At 74.5% G+C, this 26,991-nt stretch carries 23 protein-coding genes, 1 tRNA gene and 1 pseudogene; 14 read left to right on the top strand and 11 right to left on the bottom strand.

The window, feature by feature from the left end; translation table 11 throughout:
- Window positions 1-245: 245 nt before the first annotated feature.
- A complete protein-coding gene (locus ABEA15_RS21510; RefSeq protein WP_344146448.1) occupies window positions 246-683 on the bottom strand; it encodes an SseB family protein in 438 nt (145 codons plus the stop codon).
- Window positions 684-964: 281 nt separating this feature from the next.
- Between ABEA15_RS21510 and ABEA15_RS21505 the strand changes: the two genes are divergently transcribed.
- Complete coding sequence (locus ABEA15_RS21505; protein WP_425579432.1) at window positions 965-1,939, top strand: SGNH/GDSL hydrolase family protein; 975 nt, start codon at window positions 965-967, stop codon at window positions 1,937-1,939.
- 97 nt (window positions 1,940-2,036) lie between these two features.
- Here ABEA15_RS21505 and ABEA15_RS21500 read toward each other — a convergent pair whose 3' ends face one another.
- From ABEA15_RS21500 to ABEA15_RS21480, 5 genes are all read right to left on the bottom strand, one after another.
- Window positions 2,037-3,191, bottom strand: coding sequence for an EAL domain-containing protein (locus ABEA15_RS21500; RefSeq protein ID WP_345558633.1), 1,155 nt, complete (start codon window positions 3,189-3,191; stop codon window positions 2,037-2,039).
- A 483-nt stretch (window positions 3,192-3,674) separates the two neighbouring features.
- Window positions 3,675-4,913: a beta-ketoacyl-ACP synthase II gene (gene fabF / locus ABEA15_RS21495; protein ID WP_344146451.1), complete on the bottom strand. Its 1,239-nt coding sequence runs from the start codon at window positions 4,911-4,913 to the stop codon at window positions 3,675-3,677.
- Window positions 4,914-5,023: 110 nt separating this feature from the next.
- Complete coding sequence (locus ABEA15_RS21490; protein WP_311546008.1) at window positions 5,024-5,263, bottom strand: acyl carrier protein; 240 nt, start codon at window positions 5,261-5,263, stop codon at window positions 5,024-5,026.
- Window positions 5,264-5,346: 83 nt separating this feature from the next.
- Window positions 5,347-6,300, bottom strand: coding sequence for a beta-ketoacyl-ACP synthase III (locus ABEA15_RS21485; RefSeq protein ID WP_344146455.1), 954 nt, complete (start codon window positions 6,298-6,300; stop codon window positions 5,347-5,349).
- A complete protein-coding gene (locus ABEA15_RS21480; RefSeq protein WP_345558608.1) occupies window positions 6,300-7,259 on the bottom strand; it encodes an ACP S-malonyltransferase in 960 nt (319 codons plus the stop codon). Before ABEA15_RS21480 ends, ABEA15_RS21485 begins: the two co-directional genes overlap by 1 nt.
- A gap of 221 nt (window positions 7,260-7,480) precedes the next feature.
- Between ABEA15_RS21480 and ABEA15_RS21475 the strand changes: the two genes are divergently transcribed.
- Window positions 7,481-8,704 carry a PucR family transcriptional regulator gene (locus ABEA15_RS21475; protein WP_345558606.1) on the top strand — a complete coding sequence of 408 codons (1,224 nt, stop codon included), beginning with the start codon at window positions 7,481-7,483 and terminating at the stop codon, window positions 8,702-8,704.
- An 899-nt stretch (window positions 8,705-9,603) separates the two neighbouring features.
- Window positions 9,604-10,392 (top strand): hypothetical protein, encoded by a 789-nt coding sequence (locus tag ABEA15_RS21470; RefSeq protein ID WP_345558631.1) that lies wholly within the window; start codon window positions 9,604-9,606, stop codon window positions 10,390-10,392.
- Between the two features lie 155 nt (window positions 10,393-10,547).
- Here the strand turns inward: ABEA15_RS21470 and ABEA15_RS21465 are convergent, their stop codons facing one another.
- Window positions 10,548-11,249, bottom strand: a complete 702-nt coding sequence (locus ABEA15_RS21465) for a GntR family transcriptional regulator (protein ID WP_345558605.1) — start codon at window positions 11,247-11,249, stop codon at window positions 10,548-10,550.
- Between the two features lie 249 nt (window positions 11,250-11,498).
- Between ABEA15_RS21465 and ABEA15_RS21460 the strand changes: the two genes are divergently transcribed.
- The 5 genes and pseudogenes from ABEA15_RS21460 to ABEA15_RS21440 all read left to right on the top strand — a co-directional run bounded on the left by ABEA15_RS21460 (window position 11,499) and on the right by ABEA15_RS21440 (window position 16,330).
- Window positions 11,499-12,746, top strand: coding sequence for an NRAMP family divalent metal transporter (locus tag ABEA15_RS21460; RefSeq protein ID WP_345558603.1), 1,248 nt, complete (start codon window positions 11,499-11,501; stop codon window positions 12,744-12,746).
- Between the two features lie 159 nt (window positions 12,747-12,905).
- Entirely contained in the window at window positions 12,906-13,688 is a 783-nt protein-coding gene (locus ABEA15_RS21455) for a LamB/YcsF family protein (RefSeq protein WP_345558601.1), read from the top strand.
- Between the two features lie 97 nt (window positions 13,689-13,785).
- A pseudogene (locus ABEA15_RS21450) lies at window positions 13,786-14,388 on the top strand (5-oxoprolinase subunit B family protein); the annotation flags it as partial.
- 136 nt (window positions 14,389-14,524) lie between these two features.
- Complete coding sequence (locus ABEA15_RS21445) at window positions 14,525-15,379, top strand: 5-oxoprolinase subunit C family protein (RefSeq protein ID WP_345558599.1); 855 nt, start codon at window positions 14,525-14,527, stop codon at window positions 15,377-15,379.
- A 126-nt stretch (window positions 15,380-15,505) separates the two neighbouring features.
- Complete coding sequence (locus ABEA15_RS21440) at window positions 15,506-16,330, top strand: putative hydro-lyase (RefSeq protein ID WP_345558597.1); 825 nt, start codon at window positions 15,506-15,508, stop codon at window positions 16,328-16,330.
- 53 nt (window positions 16,331-16,383) lie between these two features.
- On the opposite strand, the gene ABEA15_RS21435 is transcribed toward ABEA15_RS21440, so the two are convergent.
- Window positions 16,384-18,423, bottom strand: coding sequence for a DUF7800 domain-containing protein (locus tag ABEA15_RS21435; protein ID WP_345558595.1), 2,040 nt, complete (start codon window positions 18,421-18,423; stop codon window positions 16,384-16,386).
- A 159-nt stretch (window positions 18,424-18,582) separates the two neighbouring features.
- On the opposite strand from ABEA15_RS21435, the gene ABEA15_RS21430 reads away from it, so the two are divergent.
- From ABEA15_RS21430 to ABEA15_RS21410, 5 genes are all read left to right on the top strand, one after another.
- Window positions 18,583-18,996 (top strand): YjbQ family protein, encoded by a 414-nt coding sequence (locus ABEA15_RS21430; protein WP_345558593.1) that lies wholly within the window; start codon window positions 18,583-18,585, stop codon window positions 18,994-18,996.
- A 182-nt stretch (window positions 18,997-19,178) separates the two neighbouring features.
- Entirely contained in the window at window positions 19,179-19,610 is a 432-nt protein-coding gene (locus ABEA15_RS21425) for a DUF3052 domain-containing protein (protein ID WP_344146482.1), read from the top strand.
- Window positions 19,611-19,737: 127 nt separating this feature from the next.
- Entirely contained in the window at window positions 19,738-20,199 is a 462-nt protein-coding gene (locus ABEA15_RS21420; protein ID WP_345558591.1) for a peroxiredoxin, read from the top strand.
- A 75-nt stretch (window positions 20,200-20,274) separates the two neighbouring features.
- Window positions 20,275-20,347, top strand: a tRNA-Val gene (locus ABEA15_RS21415).
- A gap of 309 nt (window positions 20,348-20,656) precedes the next feature.
- Window positions 20,657-21,163 (top strand): MarR family winged helix-turn-helix transcriptional regulator, encoded by a 507-nt coding sequence (locus ABEA15_RS21410; protein WP_345558589.1) that lies wholly within the window; start codon window positions 20,657-20,659, stop codon window positions 21,161-21,163.
- A gap of 187 nt (window positions 21,164-21,350) precedes the next feature.
- On the opposite strand, the gene ABEA15_RS21405 is transcribed toward ABEA15_RS21410, so the two are convergent.
- The 3 genes from ABEA15_RS21405 to ABEA15_RS21395 form a co-directional block, all read right to left on the bottom strand.
- A complete protein-coding gene (locus tag ABEA15_RS21405; RefSeq protein ID WP_345558587.1) occupies window positions 21,351-23,594 on the bottom strand; it encodes a rhamnogalacturonan lyase family protein in 2,244 nt (747 codons plus the stop codon).
- 357 nt (window positions 23,595-23,951) lie between these two features.
- A complete protein-coding gene (locus ABEA15_RS21400) occupies window positions 23,952-24,728 on the bottom strand; it encodes a maleylpyruvate isomerase family mycothiol-dependent enzyme (RefSeq protein WP_345558585.1) in 777 nt (258 codons plus the stop codon).
- A gap of 25 nt (window positions 24,729-24,753) precedes the next feature.
- Window positions 24,754-25,428: a phosphoribosyltransferase gene (locus tag ABEA15_RS21395; protein WP_345558583.1), complete on the bottom strand. Its 675-nt coding sequence runs from the start codon at window positions 25,426-25,428 to the stop codon at window positions 24,754-24,756.
- Between the two features lie 413 nt (window positions 25,429-25,841).
- Here ABEA15_RS21395 and ABEA15_RS21390 point away from each other — a divergent pair, with 413 nt between their 5' ends.
- Entirely contained in the window at window positions 25,842-26,990 is a 1,149-nt protein-coding gene (locus ABEA15_RS21390; RefSeq protein WP_345558629.1) for a carboxylate-amine ligase, read from the top strand.
- Window position 26,991: the final 1 nt, after the last annotated feature.

The raw sequence follows: 26,991 nt of genomic DNA, 5'->3' as shown, positions 1-26,991 counted from the left end.
GCGGTTGAACAGTGCCGGGGCGGATCGGATCCGAGCAGGTGGCGGCGGGGCTGACGGCCTGACCCCGGGATGCTGTCCCGCTTGGTGGAATGCCGGTTTCGATGGGGATGCGCGGTATTGTGACGTAGGTTACGTGCGCGGGGCCTTCTCGGCGCGAAAGCACTCCTGGGCGCCGTCGCGCCGGTGTGGTACGGCTGCACCCCGCTCTGCGGCGGAGGCGCGCCCCCGCCGCAGAGCGGCCGCGGTCACGTGGCCAGCGCCGCGACGGTGTCGGGATAGATCGGGACGCTGGCCGGGTTGCCGGGGTTCAGCGCCAAGCCGACGCCGTCGGGCATCGCCTCGGCGAGGTCGCGCGCGGCCAGCACCGTGTAGGGCAGTTCGGCGCTGCGCAGCCCCAGTTGCTCCTCGGAGGTGAACGCCGGGATGAACGGCGCGCCTTCGAGCTCCAGGGTCGGCAGCGCCACCGAGCCGTCGTCCTGGGTGCCCGAGCCCTGCGGTAGCGGGACCCACACCTGCCCTTCGCGCAGCGCGGAGATGAAGGCGCTCACGGGAGCCGGATCGGGCGACTCGGCGCCGGACTGGGCCAGCGCGTCCTGCAGCGCCTGCTCGACGTCGTTGGCGGGGAAGGCCTCGGCCTGCTCGCCGGACTCGCTGTTCTCCGGAATGGCGTCGCTGTTGCTCATGCGGGTGCAACGGCTCCTTGCGTAGTCGCGTGCGTAACCCTCCGGCCGCCGTTCGGCCGGCTGCCGAGGCGACGCACCTGACGCCCGGAGATCGGACCTGGTGCAGGCGTGTCGGCGGTAGTCGGAGGTATGCTTGTCGGGCAGGCCCTACCCTTGCCTCTCCCTGTTGACACATCCTCGTCCGTGTCGTGTGTGAGAGACGCACCCCGTTGTCGAGCTCCCCGCGCGTCGCCGTGGGCCCTTGCGACGGTGCCCGTGGCCGAGCTGCATGATTGGTTGATGTGACTGACCTGGAGACGAATCCCCCGGAGGGCGATCAGGCGCAGCCGCCCGCAGCCATCCGCTCCTACGTGGCCATCGGCGACAGCCTGACCGAAGGCCTCGACGACCTCGCGTCCGACGGACGGTACCGCGGGTTCGCCGACCGCCTCGCCGAGCACCTGAGCGCCTTGGCACCGGGCTTCCGCTACGCCAATCTCGCCGTTCGCGGGCGCCGCATGCGCCACATCTTCGGCGAGCAGCTCGAACAGACCCTGAGTTTCGGGCCGGATCTGGTCACTGTGCACGCCGGAGGCAACGACGTGCTGCGGCCCAACACCGACCTCGACGCCCTCGCCGCCGAGTTCGAGACCGGCGTCCGGCGGCTGCGCGACGCCGGAATCCGCGTGGTCATCCTCTCCGGGCACGACACCGGCTGGATCCCCGTCCTGCGCGTGTACCGCGGCAGGATCGCGGTGTTCAGCATGCACCTGCGCGCCGTCGCCGAGCGCACCGCCAGCGACATCGTCGACCTGTGGTCGATGGGTGCGCTGAACGACCCCCGCGCCTGGAGCGTGGACCGGCTGCACTTCAACGCCGAGGGCCACCGGATCGTCGCCGCCCGCATCGCCGAGCTGCTCGACGAGCCGATGGGCCCGCGCGAGACCTGGATGCGCCCGTGGGAGACCCCGCCCGAGCGGCTGCCGCGCATCCTGCGCCGCCGCGAGAACTGGCGCTGGGCCCGCCAACACCTCGTGCCGTGGCTGAGCCGCCGCGCCCTGGGCCGCTCCTCGGGCGACGGCCGCGACCCCAAGCGCCCCCAGCTTATCGAGCTGTCGACCGCCCCGGGCCCGGCCGAGCCCAACGGGGTCGGGCCGACGGCGGCGGAGCGCGACCGCGGTGCGCCCGCCGACGGGGGAGCCGCCGGTTACGAGCCCGCGAACGGCCGCGCCGTGCGGCAGGCGCGCAGCCGCGGGCACCGGAGCGGACGCGGCTGACCCGGGACTCCGGACCGATCCGCCCGGCCCGAGCGGCACAACCGGAACCGGCGGGACCCGCGGGCCCCCTCGCCCGGGCGCGGCCCGACCCGCCCGATCACTCGGCCTCGCCGGCCAGGCTCTGGATCAGGTCGCCGACGTGCACGATCCCCGTGCACTGGCCGAACTCGTTGACGGTGACGAGGTCGTCGTAGACGCGCTCGCGCTCGTGGCCGGCCGCCCGCAGCGCCGCCATCGCCCGGACGTTGCGGGGCACCGTCCGCGGCGTGTCGGCCAGCCGGCTCGCCGGCCGCTTCGCGTGCAGCGCGTGGCCGTAGGGCCCGGTGACCGCGAGCAGGAACCGCGCGCGGTCGATGTGCGCGATCGGGCGGTCGCGGTGGTCGATCAGCACGACGCTGTTCAGCGCGGTGTCGGCGCTGAACGCGTCCAGCACCTCTTCGGCCGTGGCATCGGTGTTCATGGCCACCGGCGGCCGCATGAACTCGGCGACCGGAGGCCCGGAGTCGTGGCGCTCCTGGGCGGCCTCGACCGGGGCCGCCGGCACCGAGCCGACGCGCTCGCCGGGCAGCCAGTCGTCGTCGGCGAACAGCGGCCCCTGGGCGAGCCGCACGCCGGCCTCGCGCAACCGGCTCACCTGCTCGTCGGAGGTGACCCCGGAGGCCATCGGGAAGACGCCGCCGCCGTGCCCGATGCGCACCAGGCCGTCGACGAGGGCGCCCATGCGCTGGTCGCCGGGCAGCCCGCCCACGATTCCCGGATCGATGCGCAGCAGGAACGGGCTGGTCTCCAGCAGCAGGTCCGGCGGCACGGCGGCGGTGCCCAGACCGCAGCGGAACCCCTGCTCCCGCAGTCGGGCGAGCCCGCGCACCAGCGGCTCGCGGGGGACCCGGGGCAGGTCGGGACCGAGCATGACGGTGACGTCGCGCGGGCGCCGCCCGCTCCGGCGCAGCGTGTCCTCGAACAGATGGAACACCTCGGGCTCGGCGGTCACGGCCTGCGCGGGCAGGGGGACGACGAGCGGGAGCAGCAACTCGCGGGCGGTCGCGCTGCGCACGAGACGGGAGAGCCGCTCGGCCGCCGAGGCGGGGTCGCCGGGCCACTCGCTCCGCGACCTGCCGTCCGCCGCGCGGATGTCGGCGTCCACGGCGAGCACCGCTCCGGAGTCGAGATCGACGACGGGCCGGTAGACCGGGACCTCGCCCGAGCCGCCGTCGGCGGCGTCGCTTCGGTGGTCTCCGGGACCGGGATACATATCGCTCAACGCCGGGGACTGAAGGGACACACGGCAATCATCGCGGAGGGGGCGCGTGTTGTCAGCGGCCGGGGACACGAGTTCAAGCGCCATTCCCCGCAGGGAGGCGGGGCGTTCATGTTCTCCGTCGGGCCGCGGCCGCCCCCGGGAAGGCGGAAGGGCGGACGGGCCCGGCCCGTCCGCCCGCGGTGCGGGGAGGTCCGGCAACGGGATGTCGCCGTGCGTGCCCCGCGCGGCGGCGGCGCATCCGCCGCCGGCCCCGCCGGCGCGCACTCCGGCCGGGACGTATCCGAACGAACCGGGCGGCCCTCCCGTCCGGCGCGGACTCCCGGCGGCCGCCCGGCCGCGGCACCGCGCCGGGGGGAGCGGTGCCGCGGTGGTCGCGGCCGAGGGAGGGTGCCGGGCCGTGTTCGAGGGGCCGCTGTCCTCCTGCGGGGCGCACCCCGGTGCGCCGCCCGCTGCAGACGAAGCCGTCGTGGCGCCCTAAGCGCGGCGGAAGGCGACGGCGACGTTGTGGCCGCCGAAGCCGAAGGACTCGTTGAGGGCGGCGACAGCCTCGGCGGGCATGTCGCGCGACTTGTCGCGCACGATGTCCACCCGCACCTCGGGGTCGAGCTCCTCGATGTTGATCGTCGGCGGGATGCGCCCCTCGTACAGCGCCAGGATCGTGGCGATGGACTCCACCGCGCCGGCGCCGCCGAGCAGGTGCCCGGTCATGGACTTCGTGGAGGTCACCGCCACGCGGTCCGCCGCCGCGTCCCCCAGGGCGGCGCGGATGGCGACGCTCTCGCCGACGTCGCCCGCCGGAGTGGAGGTGGCGTGTGCGTTGACGTGGGCGATGTCGGAGGGGGCCAGGTCGGCGTCCTCCAGCACGGCGCGGATGGCCTGGGCCTGGCCCCGGCCCTCGGGGTCGGGCAGCACGATGTCGTGGGCGTCGTTGGTGTAGCCCGCGCCGGCGGCGACGGCGTAGACCCGCGCACCGCGCGCGGCGGCGTGCTCGGCCGACTCCAGGACCACGATGCCGGCGCCCTCGCCCATGACGAAGCCGTCGCGCTGGGTGTCCCAGGGGCGCGACGCGCCCTGCGGGTCGTCGTTGCGGGTGGACAGCGCGCGCATCGACGCGAACGAGGCCATGTTCAGCGGATGGATGGCGGCCTCGACGCCGCCGGCGATCACCACGTCGGCGCGGCCGCTGCGGATCATGTTGATGGCGTCGGCCACGGCCTCGGCGCTGGAGGCGCACGCGCTCACCGGTGCGTGCGCACCGGCGCGGGCCGAGTACTCCAGCGACACGGCGGCGGCGGGGCCGTTGGGCATCAGCATGGGGACGGTGAACGGGGAGACCCGCTTCCAGCCGCGCTCGCGGAAGGTGTCGTACTGCTCCAGGATCGTCAGGATGCCGCCGATCCCGCTGGAGACCACGGCGCCCAGGCGGGACGGGTCGACGTCGGGGGAGTCGGAGTCCTCCCAGGCCTCCTGAGCCGCGATCAGCGCCAGTTGCTGGGTGCGGTCCAGCCGCCGCAGGCGCTGCCGGGGGAGCACCTCCGAGGGCTCCGTGGCGATTCGGCCGGCGAAGTGCACCGGCAGGTCCTGGACCCAGTCCTCCTGGAGCGTGTCGATACCGGACCGGCCTTCGAGAAGTGCGGACCAGGTGCTGGCGACATCACCTCCCAGCGGGGTTGTGGCGCCGAGTCCCGTCACGACGACTTCGGTGGTGTTCATCGCTCCCAATCGCCCTTCACATCGGGTGGTCGATCTCCCGGCCGGTACCCGGACGGGCTGGCAGGGGGCCCGGCCCGCCGGCCGGCTGCGCGGCCGGCGGGCACGGTGCGCTACTTCTGGATGAAGTTGATGACGTCCTGGACGGTCTTGAGGTCCTTGAGCTGGTCGTCGGGGATCTCGACGCCGAACTTGTCCTGCGCGGCGACGGCGATCTCCACCATCGACAGGGAGTCGATGTCCAGGTCGTCGACGAAGCTCTTCTCCGGGGTGACCTCGCTCGCCGAGACACCTGCGATCTCGTCGATGATCTCGCCGAGGCCGTCGAGGATCTCCTGCTCGGTGTGAGCCATGTCGGGGTTCTCCTTAGTGAACTGCGTGTCGGTCGATACGTGCCGCGGCGCCCGGCCCCGGAGAGGGCCGCGCCCGCGGATGTCTAGGGAATCTCCAGCACCTGGGCCGAGTAGGTCAGGCCCGCGCCGAATCCCATGGTGAGCACGAGGCTCCCCGAAGGCAGCTCGCCGCGTCCGGACATGCGCGCAAGCGCAAGCGGAACCGAAGCCGACGAGGTGTTGCCCGCCGTGACGATATCGCGGGCGATGATCGCCTGGGGCGCTCCCAGCTTGCGCGCGATCGCCTCGACGATGCGCAGGTTCGCCTGGTGGGGCACGAAAGCGGTCAACTGCTCGGGCTCGACGCCCGCGCGGCGCAGCGCCTCCGCGGCGACCGCGTTGAGTTCGGTGGTCGCCCACCGGAAGACCGCCTGGCCCTCCTGGTGGAGGTACTTGTCGTCGCGCAGGTAGATCTTGTCGGCGCGGTCGCCCGAGCTGCCCCAGACCACCGGGCCGATGCCGGGGGTCTCGGCGGCGCTCACGACGGCGGCGCCGGCGCCGTCGGCGAAGATCACACAGGTGGAGCGGTCTTCCCAGTCGAGCCAGTCCGACAGCTTCTCCGAGCCGATGACCAGCACGTTGCGCGCCGACCCCGCGCGCACGGAGTCCGCGGCCAACCCGAGGCCGTAGCAGAACCCGGCGCAGGCGGCGTTGACGTCGAAGGCCCCCGGCGCCTCGATGCCCAGGCGGGCCGAGACGCGTGCGGCCGCATTCGGGATCTGGTCGACCAGAGTGCAGGTGGCGACGATGACCAGGTCGATGTCGGCGGGCGCGAGGCCGCTCGCCGCCAGCGCCTTGCCGCCGGCGGCCGCGCCCATCGACACGACGCTGTCGTCGGGGCCGGCGATGCGCCGCTCCTTGATGCCGACGCGGCTCTGGATCCACTCGTCGCTGGTCTCGACCCGCTTGGCGAGGTCGTCGTTGGTGACGACGTTCGCCGGCTGGTACTCGCCCAGCGCGAGGACGCGCGCTCCCGCCGCCGCGGGGAGGAGGTTCATCAGGGGCGGCCTTCCTGTCGGGTTGCGGTGCTCTGGCTGTGTTCGCGGACGAGCTCGCGGGCGCGTTCGAGGTCGTCGGGGGTCTTGACGGCCAGCCGCTCGACACCGGGCAGCCCGCGCTTGGCCAGCCCGGTGAGGGTGCCGGCGGGCGGAAGCTCGATGAGGGCGGTGGCGCCCAGCCCGGCCAGCGTCTCGGTGCAGGAGTCCCAGCGCACCGGCGCGCTGATCTGCTGGACGAGGCGGTCGAGGTACTCGCCGCCGGTGGCGACCACCGCGCCGTCGCGGTTGGACAGCAGCCGGGTGCGGGGGTCGGCGGGCTCGACGGACTTGGCCAGCCGCTCCACGCGCTCCGCGGCGGGGGCCATGTGGTGGGTGTGGAAGGCCCCGGCCACCGACAGGGAGCGCAGCCGGGCGCGCGGCGGAGGGTCCTCCGCCAGCGCGGCGAGCTGCTCGGTGGTCCCGGCCGCCACGATCTGGCCGGAGCCGTTGTCGTTGGCGGGGGTGAGTCCGTGGGACTCCAGTGCGGCCAGCACCTCGTCGCGGTCGCCGCCGAGCACCGCGGTCATGCCGGTCTCGGTCCGGGCGGCGGCCTCGGCCATGCCCCGGCCGCGTTCGGCCACCAGGGCCAGTGCGTCCTCGGGGCGCAGCACGCCGGCCAGGCCCGCGGCGGTCAGCTCGCCGACGCTGTGGCCGGCGACGGCGTCGATCGAGTCGGGGGCGGAGTCGAGGTCGCCGAAGAGCGCGGCGGCGGCGGCGAAGCCCGCGCCGACCAGCAGCGGCTGGGCGACCGCCGTGTCGCGGATCTCCTCGGCGTCGGCGGTGGTCCCGTAGCGCTTCAGGTCCAGGCCGACGGCCTCGGACCACCGTTCGAGGAGTTCGGCCGTTCCGGGCAGTTCGAGCCAGGGGGCGAGGAATCCGGGCACCTGGGCGCCCTGGCCGGGAGCAGCGATGACAAGCACGTCACCAACACTGCCCTGTGGGACCCCACCGAACGGATGCGGACCGAGACGAAAAAACGGGGTCCGGGTTTGTCGCCGTTCTACAACCGCGGGCGCAGGAGAACGCGAAAAGCGGTACCGGTCACACTGGCGGCCGTGATCTCCGGCCGCAACGGGGCTCGCGGCACCGGCCGACCGCCGCCGTGTCGTGCGCGCACCCCCGTCGATGCCACTCTAGGAGCGTGAGCACGGATTCCACCGATCGAGCGGACGAGCAGGCGCCGGGCGACGACGACGCCGTCCGCGCCGCCACCGTCCAGCGGCTGGAGCGCGCGATGGGCACACTGGGCACCGCCGCGGTCGCGCGCATGGAGAGCCGGCTGTCCTGGTTCCGGCGGATGTCGGCCGAGGACCGCTCGTGGGTGGGGCTGGTCGCCCAGTCGGGTGTGGCCGCCTTCGTCGAGTGGTTCAAGAACCCGGCGCGCGGCAAGCCCGCCATCACCGTCGAGGTGTTCGGCACCGCACCCCGCGAGCTGACGCGCTCGGTCACCCTCCAGCAGACGGTCGACATGATCCGCGTCGTGATCGACGTGGTGGAGAACCAGGTCGACGAGCTGGCGGCGCCCAGGGGTGAGCAGCAGCTGCGCGAGGCGGTGCTGCACTACACGCGCGAGGTCGCCTTCAGCTCCGCCAAGGTCTACGCACGCGCCGCCGAGGCGCGCGGAGCCTGGGACGCCCGGCTTGAGGCGCTGGTGGTCGACGCGCTGCTGCACGGCGACCGCGAGGAGGGGCTGGAGACCTGGGGCGCGGCGCTGGGCTGGTCGCGCACCCCGGTGCTGGCGCTCGCGGGCAGCCTGGGCGAAGCCGACTCGGAGAGCACACTGGAGGACCTGCGGTCGGCGGCCCGCCGGGCCGGGCACGACGTCCTGGCGGGTGTGCAGGGCGAACGCGTCATCGCCGTCATCGGCATCAGCGAGAAGCTCGGCGGCGACTCGGCGGTGCTCGCCGCGGCCGAGCCGCTGGCGGGGCTGTTCGGACCCGGCCCCGTGGTGGTCGGGCCGGCGGTCGGCGACCTGCGCGTGGCCAACCACTCGGTGCGCGCGGCGGTCAACGGGCTGCGCGCCGCCGTGGCCTGGCCGGACGCCCCCCGGCCCGTGCGCGCCGAGGACCTGCTGCCCGAGCGCGCCCTGGAGGGCGACACCGCCGCACGCCGGCAGCTGGTGGAGGAGGTCTACCGGCCGCTGCGCAACGCGGGCTCGCCGCTGCTGGACACCCTGTCGGTCTACCTGGAGCACGCCTCGTCGCTGGAGTCGACGGCGCGGATGCTGTTCGTGCACCCCAACACGGTGCGCTACCGGCTGAGCCGCATCGCCGAGCTGACCGGCCACGTGCCCGCCGACGGGCGGGGGTCGTTCGTGCTGCGCATCGCCATCACCCTGGGCCGGATCTCCGAACGGGAGCCGTAGCCGCGCCCGCGCCCGCCGTCCCGGACACGGCGAAGGACGGCCGAGAAGCCGTAGGCGCCATGGCCCCGTCGACGGCCCGCCCTTCCCGTCGCGTCCTGCACCCGTGCGTTCACCGCCGGTCGCACCGACGAGCCGGCGGCGAGTAGGAGGACGGCGGGGTTCTGCACCGCCGGCGGCACACTGCCGGTCGTGGACCGGGGCCGCCGGGGGAGACGGCACGACGGCACTCCCGTCGTCCGGTGCGCATCGATAGCAGCGGCGCCGGCGGCCGCCGGCGCTCCGTGGTGGACCACCCCTCCGGCACCGCGGCGACGGCCACAGGCGTGGCGTAGGCGTTTCGGGCGGTGTGGCCGGACGATTCCGCATCGTTTCGGATATCGGAGATTGATCCACCGCATCTCGGGCAGGAATCGGGGCGATCGTCGTTACAGAGGGACGTTCTTCCCGACCGACCTCGTCATCGCCGTAGAACCGCTTTCAGCCGTCGGCCGGACGCCGGCCCGCGGGCGTGCTCCCGCGGCCCTTCCCCCGCGTCCTGAACGGGGGAGTTCCCGCACCATTCGGGAGCTCGACCCCCGAAAAACGGATAGTGTAACCGGCGGGTGGTTGGCGATGATCCGTCCAGGGTCGAGGCGGCCTGCCCCGGCTTCGGGGCGGGGGGTGGCGGGTCGCGGCCGGGAGACCGTTACAACGCGGCGTCTCGGACCGGAACGACAGCGGTTAGCGCCACACAGGCCGTGACGCGCGGCGTCTCCGGAACCGGGGCTGCGAGTGACGGGTGTCCCACTCGCACAGCGCAGTACGAGTTTGGGGGTGGCACAGCAGTGATCATCGGTCGCGTCGGGAAGAAGCTGAGCAAGGTGGCGGCGGCACTGAGACGTCCGACCGAGTCAGGCCAGATGCTGCGCCAGGTACTGTTCTTCATCCCCGCTCCGCTGCCCGCCCTCGGCATCGTCGCACTCCTGGTGGGCGGCAGCCTCTCGGCGCCCGGCTGGACCATTCTGCTCGCCGGCTCCGTCGGCGTGGCGTCCTTGCTGCTGGCCCTGATGGTCCAGCCGACCCCGCTGCCCGAAGGGCTCTCGGCCGAGGCGTCGGTGCGCCGGTCGATGCACCGCTTCCGCCAGATCACCAACCTGCGCATCGGCCTGGCGCTCACTCCGGTGGCGGTGGGCGCCGCGGCCGCTGTCGTGGGCGGCGGCCTGTTCCCGCTGTTCGCCGCGCTCGCGCTGGCGTGGCCGCAGCTCCTGCTGGCGTCGCCGACCTTCTTCACCATCACCCGTGCGCGCCGCGCCATGGAGGCCTGGGGCACCCGGGCCTACCTGTGGGCCGCGCTGGCGCAGCCGGCCCCGGTCGAATGGCCGCTCGCCACGCCGCTGGCCGCGCGCTACCGCGAATGGCAGCGGCAGCGCGAAGGCGGCCGGGCACCGGCGGGCACCGGGACCGAGAGCGCCGAGACCGCGGCCGAGACCGGGCACGCGGAGCAGGAGGCGCCCTCTTCGGGCGCGGAACCCGAGCAGTCGGAGGCGGCCGGCGAGCAGCGGCCCGCCGAGTCGGGCGACATCGTTCCCGGTTTCCCTGGATCCGGCGCCGCGACCGGCCCGCGGCCGGTGCCGCGCCAGCCGCGGCCCCCTCGGCGCAAGAGCCAGCCCCAGCGCCCGGGCGGTAGCCGCCCCAAGGCCAAGAACTGAGGCTTCGGCCCCTCGCCGAGGCTTCGTGACGACCGCACCCGGCGCCGCGCGCCGACGGACCCGCCCGTCAGGGCGGTGTGCCGCCGGCGCGCGGCGCCTTCGTGTGCACGGGTGCCGGGGCGTGCGCGCGCTGTGCCCCGCGGCCGGGGCGGCGTTCAGGCGCGCGGTGGAGCGGTGAAGGCGCGCACGAGCTGGTTCTCGGCGATGTCGAAGTAGCCCGCGAGCTCCTCGGCGGCGGTGTCGAACGAGCCCGCGGCCAGCAGCTCGTAGATCGCGCGGTTGCGGTCCAGGTAGGGGGCGTAGAAGTCGCGCGGCGCCGCCATCACGTGGAAGGCCAGGCGCAGTTCGGCGAGCAGCTGGCGCATCGTCTCGTCCACGCGCGGGCTGCCCAGCAGGCCGCCGATCGCGCGGTGGTAGGCCATGTTCGCGGTGCCGATGCCCTCCCAGTCGCCCTGGGCGCGCGCCCCCTCGCCCTGCTCGACCGCGGCGCCCACGGTGCCGACCGCCTCGGCGGGTGCCTGCGGACCCGAGCGGACGGCCGCCAGCTCCAGTGCCCGGCGCATCCGGAACATGTCGACCACGTCCTCGGCGCCGGGCTTGGCGACGAACACGCCGCGGTTGAACTCGTGGACGAGCAGCCGTTCGTGGCCCAGCAGCCGGAACGCCTCGCGCAGGGTGTTGCGCGAGACCCGGAACTTGCGGCCCAGACGCTCCTCCGACAGCCGCGCGCCCGGCGCCAGGGCGCCGTTGATGATGTGGCCGCGCAGCAGGTCGGCGACGCGCTCGGCGGTACTGGAGCGCTCCAGGTCGTCCCCGGCGTCGGGAAGATCGTCGATCCAGTCGCCGGTGGCGGTCACGCGCGCTCCCTCTCCTACTGCGTCGGGTCCCGGCTTCATTCTCCCCGATGGGCGCGAGCGCCCGACACCCGCGCCCGCCGCCGCGAGCGGAGCGGCAGCGGGGGAATGCATGCGTTACACGCCGTGACCCGGCCGGAAACCTGGCAGAAATTGGAGTATTGAAGTATTGTTCAACAATCCCTGTGATGGGCGTCTCACGCAGCGGTGAGCGCCTCACCGCTTCGGCATCCACCCCCCAGGAGGGACCGCATGAGTGAAACCCCCGAGGTCGCCCCCAAACCGCCGCGCACGCGGCGGGTACTGCTGAACAGCGGTCTGCTCGGCGCGATGTTCCTGATGGCCACCAGCGCCATCGGGCCCGGCTTCATCACCCAGACCACCGAGTTCACCGCCCGCCTGGGCGCCGCGTTCGCGTTCGCGATCCTGGTCTCGGTCCTGGTCGACATCGCCGTGCAGCTCAACATCTGGCGTGTCATCGGCGTGGCCGAGACCCGAGCCCAGGACCTGGCCAACAAGGTGCTGCCGGGCGCCGGCTACGTACTGGCCGCGCTCGTGGTCTTCGGCGGCATCGTCTTCAACGTCGGCAACATCGCCGGCACCGCTCTGGGCCTGGACGCCCTGGCCGGCATCGACATGAAGCTCGGGGGCGCGCTCTCGGCCGCCGTCGCCGTCGCGCTGTTCGTGCTGCGCGGTGCGGGAGTGGCCCTGGACCGCATCCTGGTGGCCCTGGGCGTGCTGATGATCGGCCTGACGCTCTACGTCACCTTCGTATCCCAACCCCCGGTCGGCGACGCGCTACGCCATGCGGTGCTGCCCGGCCGGGTCACCGACGACCTGTTCCTGGCCACCGTCACCCTCATCGGCGGCACCGTGGGCGGCTACATCACCTACGCGGGCGCCCACCGCCTCGTCGACAACGGCCTGGGCGGCATCCGCAACGTCGGTGCCGTCACCCAGACCTCGATCGTGGGCATCATCGTCACCGGCGTCATGCGGGTGCTGCTGTTCCTCGCGGTGCTGGGCGTGGTCACCGGCGGCGCGGCCATCCTCGACTCGCCCAACGCGCCGGCCGCCGCCTTCGCCGCCGCCGCGGGCGAGACCGGGCGCCGGCTGTTCGGGCTGATCATGTGGGCCGCGGCGATCAGCTCCGTCATCGGCGCCTCCTACACCTCCGTCTCGTTCATCTCGACGTTCTCGGCCGGGATGGCCCGCAACCGCAACTGGCTCGTCGCCGCGTTCATCGCGCTGTGCACCGTGCTGTTCCTGGGGCTGGGCCAGGCGCCGGCGACCCTGCTCATCCTGGCGGGCGCCCTCAACGGGCTGATCCTGCCGGTGGGACTGGGCATCATGCTCTGGGTGGCCGCGCGCCGCCGGGCGGACCTGCTGCACGGCTACCGCTACCCGGCCTGGCTGCTGGGCCTCGGCGTCCTGGCCTGGCTGGTGACCGTCTACATCGCGGCCAACTCGCTGGGCGGCATCGCCGACCTGTGGCAGTAGGGGCTTCGGGCGCACCGTGCGCCCCGCCGCCGGCCCGCCGCCGGCCCGCCGACGGATCGGCGGGCCGGCGGGCCGCGGGCGAGCGGGGGAGGCCGGGGGCACCGGGACGGCGGCAGGCAGCGCCGCCGCACGGCAATCGAGAGGAACGGGGACCAGACGATGCGCATCGACCTCAACTCGGACCTGGGAGAGAGCTTCGGCAACTGGCGGCTGGGCGACGACGGCGCGCTGCTGTCCGTCGTCACCAGCGCCAACGTGGCGTGCGGGTTCCACGCCGGAGATCCCACGGTGCTGCGCGAGGCGTGCGCAGGCGCCGCCGAGCGGGGAGTGGCCATCGGCGCCCAGGTCGGCTACCGCGACCTCGCCGGATTCGGCCGCCGGTACATCGACATGCCGCCGGCCGAGCTGACGAACGACGTGCTCTACCAGATCGGCGCGCTGGAGGCCATGGCGCACGCGGCCGGCGAGCGCGTCCGCTACGTCAAGCCGCACGGCGCGCTCTACAACGCCATCGTGCACCACGAGGACCAGGCGGCGGCGGTCGCCGAGGCGGTCGCGCTCTACGACCCCGGCCTGCCGGTGCTCGGCCTGCCGGGATCGGTGTGGCTGCGCCGCGCCGAGCAGGCCGGGCTGCGCACGGTCCGCGAGGCCTTCGCCGACCGCGCCTACACCCCCGAGGGCACCCTCGTCTCCCGGCGCGCGCCCGGCGCCGTCCTGCACGACGCCGAGGAGATCGCCCGGCGCTGCCTGGACATGGTGCGCGGCGAACCCGTCGCGGCGGTCGACGGGACGCCGGTGCGGATCCAGGCCGAGTCGCTGTGCGTGCACGGCGACAGCCCCGGCGCCGTCGGGATCGCCCGCGCGGTGGCCGAACGGCTGCGCGGCGCGGGCGTCGAGCTCGCACCCTTCACCGGGTCCGCAGCGCCCGCCGGGGACGCGTGATGGGGCCCGCCGCAGGGGAGCCGGCCCGATTCGCCCGGCGGCGCGCGGCCGGACGGGCGCGCGCCGCCGCACGCGCCTGCGGAGAAGGAGCAGCAGCATGCGCGTGCTGAGGTGCGCCGACTCCGGGGTGCTGGTGGAGGTCGCCGACCTCGACGAGGCGCTGGCGCTGCAGGCGGCCCTCGTCGAGGACCCGCCCCGCGGTGTCACCGACATCGTCCCTGCCGCCCGTACGGTGCTGCTGCGGATGCATCCCGACGGCGGCGACGCGGATGCGGTGGCGGAGGCGGTGGGCCGGCTGCGGCCGCGGCGGGGCGAGCGCGCCCGAGCGGGCGAGCTGGAGGTGCCCGTCCAGTACGACGGCGAGGACCTCGCCGACATCGCGGCGCTGACCGGGCTCAGCGAGCGCGACGTGGTCGCCGTCCACACCGGCGCCGAGTGGACCGTGGCCTTCTGCGGCTTCGCACCGGGGTTCGGCTACCTGGTGTGCGACGACACCCGGCTGCACGTGCCGCGCCGCGGCGAGGCGCGCGCCCGCGTGCCGCCCGGCGCCGTCGCGCTGGCAGGGGAGTTCACCGGCATCTACCCGCGTGCGTCGCCGGGCGGGTGGCGGCTCCTGGGCCGCACCGACGTGGTGACCTGGGACCTGGAGCGCGATCCGCCGGCGCTGCTGCGCCCCGGCGTGCGGGTGCGGTTCACCGAGGAGCCGCCTCCGGCGCGCCGCCGGGGCGCCGGTTCGGCCGCCGCGCCGTGTCGGACGGCCGCGCAGAACGGGGAGCAGGGCGCTCAGCAGGTCAACGGGCGCAGAAGCGGGCGGAGCGAAGGGGGCGGCCGCGCCGATGCCGGCAGTTGAAGTCGTGCGCACAGGCGCCCTGAGCACCGTGCAGGACAGCGGGCGCCGCGGGCACGCGGCGCTGGGCGTGGGCGGCTCGGGGGCCGCCGACCGGACCTCCTACGCGCTGGCCAACCGGCTGCTGGCCAACCCCGAGGGCGCCGCGGCGCTTGAAGCGACCATGGGCGGCCTGGTGCTGCGGGCGCGCGGTGCCGTGACCGCCGCCGTCACCGGCGCCCCCTGCCCCGTCGAGGTCGACGGCCGCGGAGCGGCCGCCGACACCGTCCTGCACCTGCCCGACGGGGCCGAGCTGCACCTGGGGGCCCCGCCGAGCGGGCTGCGCAGCTACGTCGCGGTGCGCGGGGGATTCGACGTGGCGCCCGTTCTGGGCTCGCGCAGCACCGACACCCTGGCCGGCCTCGGTCCGCCGCCGCCCCAGGAGGGAACGGTGCTGCCGGTCGGCCCCCCGCCGCGCGACCTGCCGGCGGTCGACTGGGTGCCGGCTCGCCCGTTCCCGGAGCGGGAGCTGAGCCTGCGGGTCGTTCCGGGCCCGCGCGACGACTGGTTCGACGACGGCGCCCTGGGCGTCCTGCTCTCCTCGGCCTACGAGGTCACCTCCCGCAGCGACCGGGTCGGCGCGCGCCTGTCCGGCCCGGCCCTGTCCCGGCGCGGCGGCGGCGAGCTGCCCAGCGAGGGGATGGTACCGGGGTCGCTGCAGGTGCCCCCGGAGGGGCGCCCCGTGCTGTTCCTGGCCGATCACCCTGTCACGGGCGGCTACCCGGTCATCGCGGTCGTGGTCGCCGCCGACGTCTCCCGCGCGGCCCAGGCCCGACCCGGCACCGCGCTGAGGTTCCACCGGTGAGCGCGCCGGCGCCCCGCACCGGGCCGTCGCCGTGGGCGCGGCCGCCCGGCGTTCGTCGGCCCGCCGTTCGCCGGCCCGGCGGAGGCGTCCGCCCCGCGTTCCTGAGCAGGATACGGAGGTCCTGACATGTCCGATGCCGCAGCCGACCCCGGCGCGCCCCGCGCGGCGCCCGCGCTCCCGGCGCGCCTGGCGCCCGGAGAGGCGCGCGAGCGGTTCCGCGCCGGCCTCCGCGTGCCCACCGCGGGCTACTGCGCCGGCTACACCCAGGCGAACCTGATCGCCCTGCCGCGGGACCTCGCCTTCGACTTCCTGCTGTTCGCCCAGCGCAACCCCAAGGCGTGCCCGGTGCTGGAGGTCACCGAGCCCGGGGAGGTGTCGGCGCCGGTCTTCGCCGGCGACCTGCGCAGCGACCTGCCGGCCTACCGGGTCTACGAGCACGGCCGCCTGGTCGCCGAGACGGCCGACGCGACCGCCTACTGGCGTCCGGACCTCGTCGCGTTCCTGATCGGGTGCAGCTTCACGTTCGAGGCGCCGATGCTGGAGGCGGGCATCCCCCTGCGCCACATCGAGACCGGGCGCAACGTCGCGATGTACACCACCGACCGCCCGTGCCGCTCCGCCGGGCGGCTGGCGGGGCCGCTGGTGGTGTCGATGCGGCCGATTCCGGCAGAGCGGGTCGCCGACGCCGTGCGCATCACCGCGCGGTACCCGTCGGTGCACGGTGCGCCGGTGCACGTGGGCGATCCCGCGGGGCTGGGCGTGGCCGACCTGGACGCCCCCGATTTCGGCGATCCGGTGGAGGTCCGCCCCGGCGAGGTCCCGGTGTTCTGGGCGTGCGGGGTCACGCCGCAGGCGGCGGTGGCGGACTCGGCGCCGGAGTTCGCCATCGCCCACGCTCCCGGGCACATGGCGATCACCGACGCCCGCGACCACGACTACCGGGTGCCCTGACGGCCCGGGGCGCCGGCGGCCGCGCGGACCGGCGCGGTCGGGCCCCGCGGGCGTCAGGGCGCGAGTACGTGGTGCGCCAGTTCGCGCACGTCGGGACGCGGGGACTCGTTGGGGGTGAGCCGCTTGACGGTGCGCCTGGCCACCGGCGAGTGCGACCACACCACCTCGGCGCTGCGGCCGTCCAGCACCAGGGCGGCCAGGGAGTTGTCGTACCAGGGGCCGCCCTCGATGCGCCAGTGCAGCGGGGACCGGGGCACTCCCGCGGCGCGGGCCATCAGCGAGCCGATCGCGGCGACGATTCCGCGGACGCTCAGCCAGGTCATCTCGCGCAGCGCCGCCGGCATCCGGTTGCACGTGGGCGAGCACACGAGCTGGGCGATGCGGGTGCCGCCGCCGGCCGGATCGGCGGCCGCGCCGGCGGCCCGGGCGCGCGCCAGGTAGGAGAAGTGCACGTCGCCGCCGAGGAACAGCACGCTGGCGGGCGGCGCGCCGCGCTCGCCCGCGGCCACCCGCAGCACGGTGTCGGCGACCGACCGGAACGAGGACTGGAAGGCCGCCCAGTGCTCCAGGTCGATCTCCTGGCGCACCTTCTCGGCGGGACGGCGCATGGCTTGGCCCCAGGCGCCGGCGCACACGGCCTCGTTCCAGGATTCGAGGTGGTGGACGCCCGCCGGCAGCAGGAACGGCAGGGTGCTGGCGACGACGAGGTGGTCCACGTCGCCGGTGAGCTGCTCGTCCAGCCACGCGGCGCCGACGGGGTCGAGCATGCTGCGCCGGGTGTCGTCGTTGACGACGCGACCGCACCGGGTGTCGACCATCAGCAGGCGGTCGCGGCCGATGTCGAAGCGGAAGCTCCACCGGTAGCTGTCGGCCTCCTGGTGGGACCGCCAGGCGAAGGCGTCGACGACGGCGGCCGCGTCGGAGGTCCCGGCGGCGGCCTTCTCCGCGGGACCGGGGGCGTCGGCGGCGGCCGGGGCGTCCCCCTCCGCGGTGGGGAAGGGGGCACCGGCCGGTTGCGCGGGACCGCCGCCGGAGGCCGGGGCCTCGCGGCGGAGGGCGCCGGTGCCCTCGGCGTCGGCGTCCGCGGCGGCGCCGTGCGCGGCCGTACCGGCGGGAGCGCGTCCGGCCTCCGCCGCGGCGGGGGAGGGGCCGGATGCGGGGCCGGCCGGCGCAGACGCGCGGAGGACCTCGGCGAAGACCGGGTCGGCCGCGCGCTCGTCCGGCGCGAGGTTGCCCAGGTGCTGGTAGATCCAGTAGGCGCCGAGCCCGGCCGTGATGCGCGGCCGCCACCACGGGTTCTGCTCCATCTGGCGCCGCCAGGTGCCCGACGTGTTCCAGTCGTCGCGGATGTCGTGGTCGTCGAACAGCATCAGCGTGGGAACCGTCGACAGCAGCCACCGGATGTCGGGGTCCGACCAGGACTGGCGGTACAGCTCGGCGTACTCGTCGAAGGAGACCACCTCGTCGGGGGGCCGGGAGCCGGCCGCCCCCTGCCCCCGCGCGCGGGCGTGCGCCCGGCGGCGCGCGAGGTAGTCGGTCATGCCCGGCTGGAGCTCGTCGGCGTAGACCTGGTCGCCGATGAGCAGCAGCAGCGAGGGCTCGTTCTCGCCGCCCTCCGGGAGGGCTGCCGCGGCCCCGGCGCCGGACCCGCTCTGTGCGGAGCCCTCCGCCCTCGGGGCGCCGCTGCGCGCGGCCGCCAGCCGCAGCGCGTAGGCGCGCAGCATGTCGACGCCGTAGCGCAGGACGCTGGCGCGGGAGTGCTCGGTGGGGGTGTGGCAGGAGCCGAAGAGCACGCGGGCGGGAGCGGCGGCGTCGAGGGTGTGCACCACGCTCGGCGGGCGGCCGGCGCCCTGCTGCGGCCAGGCGGTCTCGCCGTTCAGCCGCACCTCGTACGGCAGCGCCGCACCGGGCGGCAGGCCGCGCAGGTCGCAGAGCGCGTAGTGGTGCCCGTGCACGGTGAACGTCCCGGAGCGGGCCGTGTACCCGCCGGCGGTGACGGCGACCTCGCACGGCGCCTCGGTCTCCACCCAGATGGTCGCCGTCGTCTCCGTCACGTGCCGCAGCAGCGGGCCGAGGCGCAGGCCGTTGCCCACACGCCCCCCTTCCCTGGATGTCGGTCGGCGGTATCCGAACGGCAACGGGCCGCCCGGATCTTGTGCATCCGAGTATGGCCGCCGGAGGCCCCGGCGGCCACCGTCGATCCGGTCCCTGTGGAGGTTGCAGGGGGCGCCTCACTGGGTACGCGTTGCCGCATGCGGACAAAACTTCTCGACCTGCGCACCGGAGGGTCCGAGAGCATCACCGACATCACGGGCCTGTGCAGGGACTTCGTGGCCGAGACCGGCGGGGACGGCCTTCTGAACGTCTTCGTGCCCCACGCCACGGCCGGCGTGGGCATCATGGAGCTCGGTGCCGGCTCCGACGACGACCTGCTCGCGCTGCTCGGCGACCTGCTGCCCAAGGACGACCGGTGGCGGCACCGCCACGGCTCCTACGGCCACGGCCGCGACCACGTGCTCCCCGCGCTCATTCCGCCCCAGGCCACGATACCCGTGGTCGGCGGCCGCCTTGAGCTGGGAACCTGGCAGTCCATCGCGTTCGTCGACACCAATATCGACAATCCGACCAGGCAAGTCCGCCTCTCGTTCTTGACGGGCGCCGGATAGCGGACAGGATGGTAAGTGCAGTACACCTCAGGGCGCAGGCGCGTTGACGGATCAGGTCCCCAGCGTGTGAACTTAGCCCTCAACAGCGGGGTCGCCCCGGTGATACGGGACCGCGCACGGTCGGCCCGCCGGAACATCTGCGGGATCGGCGCGAAGAGCAGAACTTGTGGAGGAGGACTTTCGTGAGCGCGACCGCGGGCCAGGCACAAAGCGAACGTGGCCTGGCCGACCGACTCGGATTCAAACCGGGTCAGGTGGTGCAGGAATTCTTGTTCGACGACGACGTGGACGAGGAGCTGCGCGCCTCGATCGCCGAGCGAACCGGCGAGGAGCTGGTCGACGAGGATTACGACGGCGTCGTCGACGCCGCGCTGCTGTGGTGGCGGAGCGACGAGGAGGACGACCTCACCGATGTCCTGGTCGACGTTCTCGGCGCGGTGGAGGGCGGGGGCATCATCCTCGTGCTGACCCCCAAGCCCGGGCGCGAGGGGCACGTCGCGCCGAGCGAGGTCGCCGAGGCGTCCACCACGGCCGGACTGTCGCAGACCAGCGCGGTGAGCGCCGGCGCGAACTGGTCGGGGACACGCCTCGTCGCGCCGAAGGTGCAGCGCTGAGCGGCTCCCGTTCCCGGCCGGGACGGCGTCTGCGGAGCGGATTGCCATAGGGTGACCCGCGGGTGTGCCGTCCGTCGGCATCGGCGGGCGGCACTCGCCCCGTGTCCGCACGTTCGCAGGAGGGCCCATGTCGATCGAGCCGGGCGAGGCCGCGCCGCACTTCGAGCTGTCGGACCAGCACGGCCAGACCGTGCGCCTCGCCGACTTCGCCGACCGCAGGAACGTCGTGCTGGTCTTCTACCCCCTGGCGTTCTCCGGAGTGTGCCAGGGCGAGCTGACCGCGCTGCGCGAGGCGTCCGGCGACCTGGTCAACGACCGGGTGCAGCTGTTGACGGTCTCGGTCGACTCCATGTTCGCCCACCGGGCCTGGGCCGACCGGGAGGGCCTGGAGTTCCCGCTGCTGTCGGACTTCTGGCCGCACGGCGGCACCGCGCGGGCCTACGGCGTCTTCGACGAGACCCGCGGAGTGGCGCTGCGCGCGACCTTCGTCATCGACAAGTCCGGCGCCGTCCGATGGAAGGTCGTCAACCCGATCTCCGAGCCGCGCGACGTCGACGACTACCGCAAGGCGCTCGCCGACCTCGCCTGACCGCGGCCCGCAACCGGCCCCGCCGCCCCGCGGAGCCGGTACGATTTCCCTGTCACCGGATCGGCACCGCAATCCGGGCGTGTAGCTCAGTTGGCAGAGCCCCCGCCTTACAAGCGGGTGGTCGGAGGTTCGAGTCCTCTCGCGCCCACCCTTCCTGAACATGGAAAAAGCCCCCGGCCTGCGGTTACAGGCCAGGAGGCTTAGTCATGCGTCGGTGGCTGCCGGTGGGCGGACCGGGGCGTCGGTGAGGATCTGCGGCCAATACACGGCCACGTTGGCGGGCGTCGCTAGCCGCCGTGGCGTCGGTACGCCTCTTCGATCTGCTTCTTGGCGCGCTCCTCCTCTCCCACAAGGCACGTGGCGTCGGGACGCACGCCCTGAGTGCCGCCGGTGTATCGGTCTGCATCGATGGTGCATCGAATATGCTGGGCATCGCCGCCTCCGCGCCGATCGGCCGGTGCCGGCGGCGAAGAGTACGAGGAGGCCGGTCATCACCGCTGAGCAGAGTCCCCGGACCACTCCGCCCGCTGCGCCGGCGGAGCTGTCGGCGACCGGTGCGCTGTGGACGCGCCTGGTCGCTTTGCACAGCCGGGTCGACGCACTCGTGGAGCGCGCCCTGCACCGCGGGTTCGGCATCGGGCTCTCGGAGTTCCTCGCGCTGTCGGCGTGCGCGGGCGCCCCCGACGGCGAGATGCGCATGCAGGACCTCACCGACGCCGTCAATCTCAACCAGAGCTCGGTCAGCCGCATGGTGACCCGCCTGGAGCGCACCGGCCTGACCGAGCGCCGCAACTGCGAGCACGACCGGCGCGGGGTCTACACCGGGATCACCGAGCACGGCATGGACGTGTTCCGCCGGGCCGTGCCGGTCTACGAGTCCGTCCTCGCCGAGGCCCTCGACCTCAGTGCCGCCGACCCCGAGCTGGCCGGCCTCGTGGAGCACCTGGGCGCCCTGCGGACCTGAGAGGCCTGAGGCCTCCGCCGCCGCTGCCCGTTCCGCCCTACGGCCGGTCCCTCGCGCGCCGACCGGCCCCTCGCCTTGCCGCGGCCGCCTTTGCCGAGGCACGGCTTTCGGCCTTCCGCCGGGCACGAGCGCGGCGCGGCCCGCCGGCACCGGTGCCGGCGGGCCGCGCGCTTCCGCGAAGGGCGGGTCAGGGGGTGTGGACGTCGGGCAGGGGAGCCGCGTCCATGCCGTCGCCGAGGAAGAAGCTCGGGTGCGGCGGCTGGTTGTAGGCGGTGTTCTGCCAGGCCACGGCCACCCGGTACTGGGTGTCGTGCATCAGCGTGGGCATCCGGACGTTCGTCGGGTGCGGCGTGGAGTAGATGCGCAGGGCGCTGCTGTCCTCGGTGCGCCAGACCACCTCCTCGCGCCAGTCACCGAGGATGTCGCCGCTCAGCGCCGGAGTGGCCTTCGTCCCGTTGTTGGAGGCCACGTTCTCGCCGGTCAGCAGGCGCTCGTCGCCGTCGGGGCCGTAGGAGTCGATGTGCGTGCCGTCGAGCAGTTCGCGCACCGGATCGCCGTCCCACCAGGCCGCGAAGTTCGCCGAGGACGGCGTGCGGCCGACGTTGTTCCCCCGGCCGTCGAACAGGCCGCTGATCCCGCCGCCGGTCGCCCAGAACTCCGCGCCGGGGTTGCCGGCCCACACGTCGGCGGCCACGCCGCGTCCGGGGCCCTCCTGGCCGTCGGCCGTGGGTTTGCGCCACAGGGTCTCGCCGGTCGCGGCGTCGTTCAGGTGGGCGCCCGCCTCGCCTCCGGTGCGCTCCTGGATGTCGAACACCTCCAGTCCGCCGCGCTCGGGCAGGAAGTCGCCCACGTGCAGGGCGTCGCCGTGGCCGTAGCCGGTGTTCCACAGGCCGCTGCCGTCGTCGTCCACGGCCATCGCGCCGTAGACCACCTCGTCGCGGCCGTCGCCGTCGGCGTCGGCGATGCTCAGCTGGTGGTTGCCCTGGCCCGCCCAGGCGGAGCCGGCTTCGTCGCTGTCGAAGGTCCAGCGCTCGGTGAGCCTGCCGTCGCGCCAGTCCCAGGCGACGATCACCGAGCGGGTGTAGTAGCCGCGCGCCATGATCAGGCTCGGCCGCTCGCCGTCGAGGTAGGCCACTCCGGCCAGGAACCGGTCGACCCGGTTGCCGTAGTCGTCGCCCCAGTCCGCCACGTTGCCGCGCGGGGGGAGGTAGTCGACGGTGCTCAGTTCGGCGCCATCGGCGCCCTCGAAGACCGTGAGGTACTCCGGCCCCGAGAGGATGTAGCCGCCGCTGTTGCGGTGGTCGGCGTCCGCGTCGCCGATGGCCTCGCCCCGGCCGTCGACGGTGCCGTCGGCGGTCTTCATGGCGACCTCGGCCGCGCCGTCGCCGTCCAGGTCGTAGACCGCGAACTGGGTGTAGTGGGCGCCGGCGCGGATGTTGCGGCCCAGGTCGATGCGCCACAGGCGGGTGCCGTCGAGTTCGTAGGCGTCGACGATTGTGTTGCCCGTGTAGCCGGACTGGGAGTTGTCCTTGGCATTGTCGGGCTGCCACTTGAGCACGATCTCGTAGGCGCCGTCGCCGTCGAGGTCGCCGACACTGGCGTCGTTGGCCGAGTAGCTGTAGGAGCCGTCGGGGGTGCTGCCGCCCGCGGGCCGCTGCAGCGGGACGTCCAGATAGCCCCGGCCGAACCGCAGAGCCGAGCGCGAGGCCTCCTGCTCCCGGCCGTCGACGACGGGCCGTACGGTGTACTCCGCGCCGGAGGGGGCCGGGGAGTCCAGGTAGGAGGTCGCGCCGGTGAGGGGCTCGGAGTTCACCCGGGTGCCGCCGCGGTAGACGTTGAAGGCGACGCCGCCGGGGTCGGTCGCCAGCATCCGCCAGCTCACCAGGTTGCCGTCGCCGCTGCGCACACTGACCGGACCGCGGTCGAGGGCCTCGACCTGGCGGCCCGAGGCGTCGTCGTCGCCGTCATCTCCGCCGCCGTCGTCCCCGCCGCCGGTGGAGCCGTCGCAGACCGTGCCGTTGAGGGTGAAGGCCCGGGGAGCGTCGTTGGTTCCGCTGTGGGTGGCCTGGAAGCCGAACTCGACGGTGCCGCCGGTGGCGATCGCTGCGTTGTATGCGGCGTTGTCCACGCGCACACTCGACCCCGACTGGGTGGCCTCGCCGTTCCAGGACCCGGTGACGGCCTGGCCGTCGGCGAACTCCCATTCCAGCGTCCAGCCGTCGATCGGGTCGCCGAGGTTGGTGATCGCCACCTGGGCCGTGAAGCCGTTGTTCCACTGGTTGACGGTGTAGTCGACGCTGCAGCCGGCCGCCGCGCTCGCCGGCGGGGCCGCCAGGAGGGCCGCGCCCATGGCCCACGCGGCCGCCGCCGCGGCGGCCGCGTGCAGCCGGGTTCTGCCCCGGCCGCGGGTCGGGGGGATTCCGTCTGTCATCCGAGTGCTCCTCGCTCCCCGAGCGCCGCCGCACGGAAAAGCACGGAGGCGGGCTCCGCCTGCCGCGGACCGGCGCTGGGGATCGGTGGGGGATGGGGCTTGATCGGTCGTCGGTCCGGATTTCCCGGGTGCGGTCTCGAAGCGGGTGGTGGTGCGAGGGCGTTCGGCGAAACCTCCCCGGCCACGGGAATCCTGGCCGCTCCGTTTACAGTTGAAAGCGCTTTCAATTGCCTCTGGGCGAACGAACATAACACGGTCGGGAGAAGTCGGGAAGGGATTCGATAAAATCGATTCAAGATCCCTTTGCCGATCGCGTCCCGCGCCCCGCGCGCCGCTCGGTGCGGCGGTGCGCGGGGCTCACCCCCATTCGACGCGCGCCTGCGCGCGCCACTGCTCGACGAGCTCCGGGAGGCCGTCGACCGCGACCTCGCGGCCGCGGTTCCACAGGGCGAGGTAGAGCTGCACCGCCGTGCCGCTGAACACCGCGTCGGGGGGTCCCGCTGCGGCCGGGGCGCCGGCTACCGCGACGACGGGCTCCTCACTGATGCGCAGCGACCAGGAGTGGCCGGTGTCGTCGCACCGCACCAGGAGGGTGCGGGGCTGGGCAGACCGCAGCCTGCTCTTCCGCCGCGGCAGAAAGCCGCAGAGCAGCTCGTCGATCCCGTCCGCCGCCAGGGCCGGCGTGACCGGCGCGTCGGCGGTCGGCGGCGGCGCGCCCAGAGCCGCGGAGAGCGCGTCGACGCTGTGCACCGCGGTCTCGTGCGCCTGCCTGCGAGCCCAGAACAGCCGCGGCCGCGGCGCGTTCTTCAAGAACACCGGGGCCTCCGCGTCGTCCGGGGCCGCGCGCAGCGTCTCGACCAGGTCGGCGAGACCGGCGGAGAACCAGGCCAAGGGGTCCGGCGCCGCCGCTCCCTCGGCGTGGGAGCGCTCGGTGTCGTGGTCGCCGTCCCCGCGGAGGACGGCGGCGGCCCACCGGTGCACCATGCCCTGGTGGGCGACAAGTTCGGCGACCGTCCAGTCCGGGCACGTCGGCACGCGCGCCGCAGGGCCGGCGCGCTCGGCCGCGCCGCGGAACACTTCGCCGCTTCGCGTGATCGCGGAAACGTAGTCCTGGAGTTCGAGATGCGCCGGCATGGCGACATCGTAGAGGCACCGGGGCTCAGGCCCCGGCGCCGGCCAGCATGCGCTGGACCTCGGCGTCGTCGACCTGCGGGAAGCTCTCGTACCACAGGCTGACCGCCTGGAACCGCGGCGGGCACAGCACGCACACCACGCGGTCGCACACGTCCCCCAGGGCGTCGGCGGCCTCGGGGGAGCACACCGGTACCGCCAGTGTCAGCGACGCCGGCCCCTGCTCGCGCAGCGCCGACAGCGCCGCCCGGGCGCTCATGCCCGTGGCGAGGCCGTCGTCGACGACCACCACGTCGCGCCCGGCGACCCGCGGTGCGGGGCGCGCGCCGCGGTAGGCCTCGACCCTGCGCCTGGCCTCGGCGCGCTCCTTCTCGATGCTGTCCGCCAGTACGTCGGGATCGGGGTGGACCATGCGCTTGAGCCGGTCGTTGATGATCGGCGCGCCTTCGGCCGTGACGGCGCCCACCGCGGTCTCCGGGAAGTCGGGGCTGGTGATCTTGCGTACGACGGTCACGTCCAGCGGGGCGCCCAGCCGCTCGGCGACCACGCGGCCCACGGGCACGCCGCCGCGGGGCAGCGTCAGCACTACGGGATCGCGCAGCCGCAGTGCGAGGAGACGGTCGGCCAGCCGCCGCCCGCCGTCGTCGCGGTCGCGAAAGACCTGCATGCGGACCACCTCCGCCACGCCGTCGTGGAGCGTCACGCCCCCGGCTACCCCCCTGGCCGCCTGCGGAAACCGTCCCCCGACCGCCCCGAAGGAGAGGACGGGCACCGCGCGGGCGGACCGTGCGCCGCGAACCGGCCGGCCCGCGTCCTGCAGTGGGCGGTATCCGGGCAAGTCAGCGGTTACCGTCCGCACCGGCGGGGTAGGCGGACACCGAGCGGTCCGCCTTCGGGGCGCGCCGCGCGGCCGCCGCCGCGCCGTCCCGCGGGCAGCGGCCCCGGGCGGCGCCGCCCCACCATCGCAACCAGTCTCGGGTTCCCGGCGAGCCGACCACCGAGGACGGACGCCTGTCCCCGCGCGGTGCCGCCGGCGGCCGGGGGCGCAATCGCGGAGGGCGGTGATCCATGGTCGTCTCCCGGTCGCTCCGGCGCGGAGGCGCCGGCGTGCCCACGATGGGTGTCGAAGAGGAGTTCTTCCTGGTCGACGCGTCGGGGGCGCTCGCCCCGCGCAGTGTCGAGGTCTTGGACTCCGCCGCACCGGGGGCGAGCGCGCTGCTCGGCGAGTTCACCCGGAGCCAGGTCGAGTCGGCCGGCCCGGTCTGCACCCGGGTTGACGAGCTGCTCGGCGGACTGCGCGCCGCGCGCCGGCGGCTGGCCGAAGCCGCCGCCGGCCAGGGCGTGCGGGTGGTGGCCGCGGGCGTGCCGATCATGGCCGAGAGCGGCCCCCAGCGGCTCAACCCGGGATCGCGCTACCGGCGCATCGCCGAGCGCTTCGGCGCCGTGGCCGCAGCGGCGGGCACCAACTGCGGCTGCCATGTGCACGTGGGCGTTCCCGACCGCGACAGCGGGGTGGCGGCCAGCAACCGCCTGCGGCCGTGGTTGCCGGTCCTGCTGGCGCTGAGCGCCAACTCCCCGGTCTGCGAGGGAGCCGACACCGGCTACGCCAGCTGGCGCCAGCCCCGCTGGTCGCGCTGGCCCACCGGGGGGCCGCCGCCCCCCATGGAGTCGGCCGAGCACTACGAGACCTGCGTCGCGGCGCTGCTGGAGTCGGGCGCCGCGCTGGACCGCCGGATGGTCTACTGGGACATCCGGCTCTCCGATTACAACCCGACGGTCGAGATCCGGGTGTGCGACGTTCCCTCCACCCCCGAGGAGTCGGCCCTGCTCGCGGTCCTGGTGCGCGCCCTGGTCAGCGCCGCGCTGGACGACGCCGCCGCCGGCCGGACGCCCGCGCGGCGCGACCCGGCGGTGCTGCGCGGCGACCTGTGGCGCGCCGCGCGCGACGGGCTGGAGGGCAGCTGCCCCGATCCCCTGGGCGGCGGCCGGCTGCGTCCGGTCCACTCCGTCCTCGCCGGGGCCGTCGAGCACCTGCGGCCCTACCTCGCCCGCTCCGGCGACCTCGGGTACGCGCTGGAGGCGCTGGCCGAGCTGCGCACGCGCGGCGGCGGCGCCGCACGCCAGCGCGCCGCCCACGCCCGCCGGTCCAGCGCCGCCGACGTCGTCGACTACCTGGCCGGGGCCACCGTGCAGGGGCTGCACGACCGGCGGGCGCCCGCGCCCGGTGAACCGCCGCCGGCGCATGCGCGGCCCTTTGGCGGGTAGC

The organism is Streptomonospora halophila, from assembly GCF_039542725.1.
Lineage (GTDB): Bacteria > Actinomycetota > Actinomycetes > Streptosporangiales > Streptosporangiaceae > Streptomonospora > Streptomonospora halophila.
The sequence above is the reverse complement of the archived record's forward strand: the minus strand, read 5'-3'. Positions and strand labels throughout refer to the sequence as shown.

What these genes read in the sequence shown, in the direction of transcription:
- ABEA15_RS21510 (WP_344146448.1), bottom strand. Translation starts at nt 683, where the DNA reads ATGAGCAACAGCGACGCCATTCCGGAGAACAGCGAGTCCGGCGAGCAG.
- ABEA15_RS21500 (WP_345558633.1), bottom strand. Translation starts at nt 3,191, where the DNA reads ATGTATCCCGGTCCCGGAGACCACCGAAGCGACGCCGCCGACGGCGGC.
- fabF (WP_344146451.1), bottom strand. Translation starts at nt 4,913, where the DNA reads ATGAACACCACCGAAGTCGTCGTGACGGGACTCGGCGCCACAACCCCG.
- ABEA15_RS21490 (WP_311546008.1), bottom strand. Translation starts at nt 5,263, where the DNA reads ATGGCTCACACCGAGCAGGAGATCCTCGACGGCCTCGGCGAGATCATC.
- ABEA15_RS21485 (WP_344146455.1), bottom strand. Translation starts at nt 6,300, where the DNA reads ATGAACCTCCTCCCCGCGGCGGCGGGAGCGCGCGTCCTCGCGCTGGGC.
- ABEA15_RS21470 (WP_345558631.1), top strand. Translation starts at nt 9,604, where the DNA reads ATGCTGCGCCAGGTACTGTTCTTCATCCCCGCTCCGCTGCCCGCCCTC.
- ABEA15_RS21460 (WP_345558603.1), top strand. Translation starts at nt 11,499, where the DNA reads ATGAGTGAAACCCCCGAGGTCGCCCCCAAACCGCCGCGCACGCGGCGG.
- ABEA15_RS21455 (WP_345558601.1), top strand. Translation starts at nt 12,906, where the DNA reads ATGCGCATCGACCTCAACTCGGACCTGGGAGAGAGCTTCGGCAACTGG.
- ABEA15_RS21445 (WP_345558599.1), top strand. Translation starts at nt 14,525, where the DNA reads ATGCCGGCAGTTGAAGTCGTGCGCACAGGCGCCCTGAGCACCGTGCAG.
- ABEA15_RS21440 (WP_345558597.1), top strand. Translation starts at nt 15,506, where the DNA reads ATGTCCGATGCCGCAGCCGACCCCGGCGCGCCCCGCGCGGCGCCCGCG.
- ABEA15_RS21430 (WP_345558593.1), top strand. Translation starts at nt 18,583, where the DNA reads ATGCGGACAAAACTTCTCGACCTGCGCACCGGAGGGTCCGAGAGCATC.
- ABEA15_RS21420 (WP_345558591.1), top strand. Translation starts at nt 19,738, where the DNA reads ATGTCGATCGAGCCGGGCGAGGCCGCGCCGCACTTCGAGCTGTCGGAC.
- ABEA15_RS21405 (WP_345558587.1), bottom strand. Translation starts at nt 23,594, where the DNA reads ATGACAGACGGAATCCCCCCGACCCGCGGCCGGGGCAGAACCCGGCTG.
- ABEA15_RS21400 (WP_345558585.1), bottom strand. Translation starts at nt 24,728, where the DNA reads ATGCCGGCGCATCTCGAACTCCAGGACTACGTTTCCGCGATCACGCGA.
- ABEA15_RS21390 (WP_345558629.1), top strand. Translation starts at nt 25,842, where the DNA reads ATGGGTGTCGAAGAGGAGTTCTTCCTGGTCGACGCGTCGGGGGCGCTC.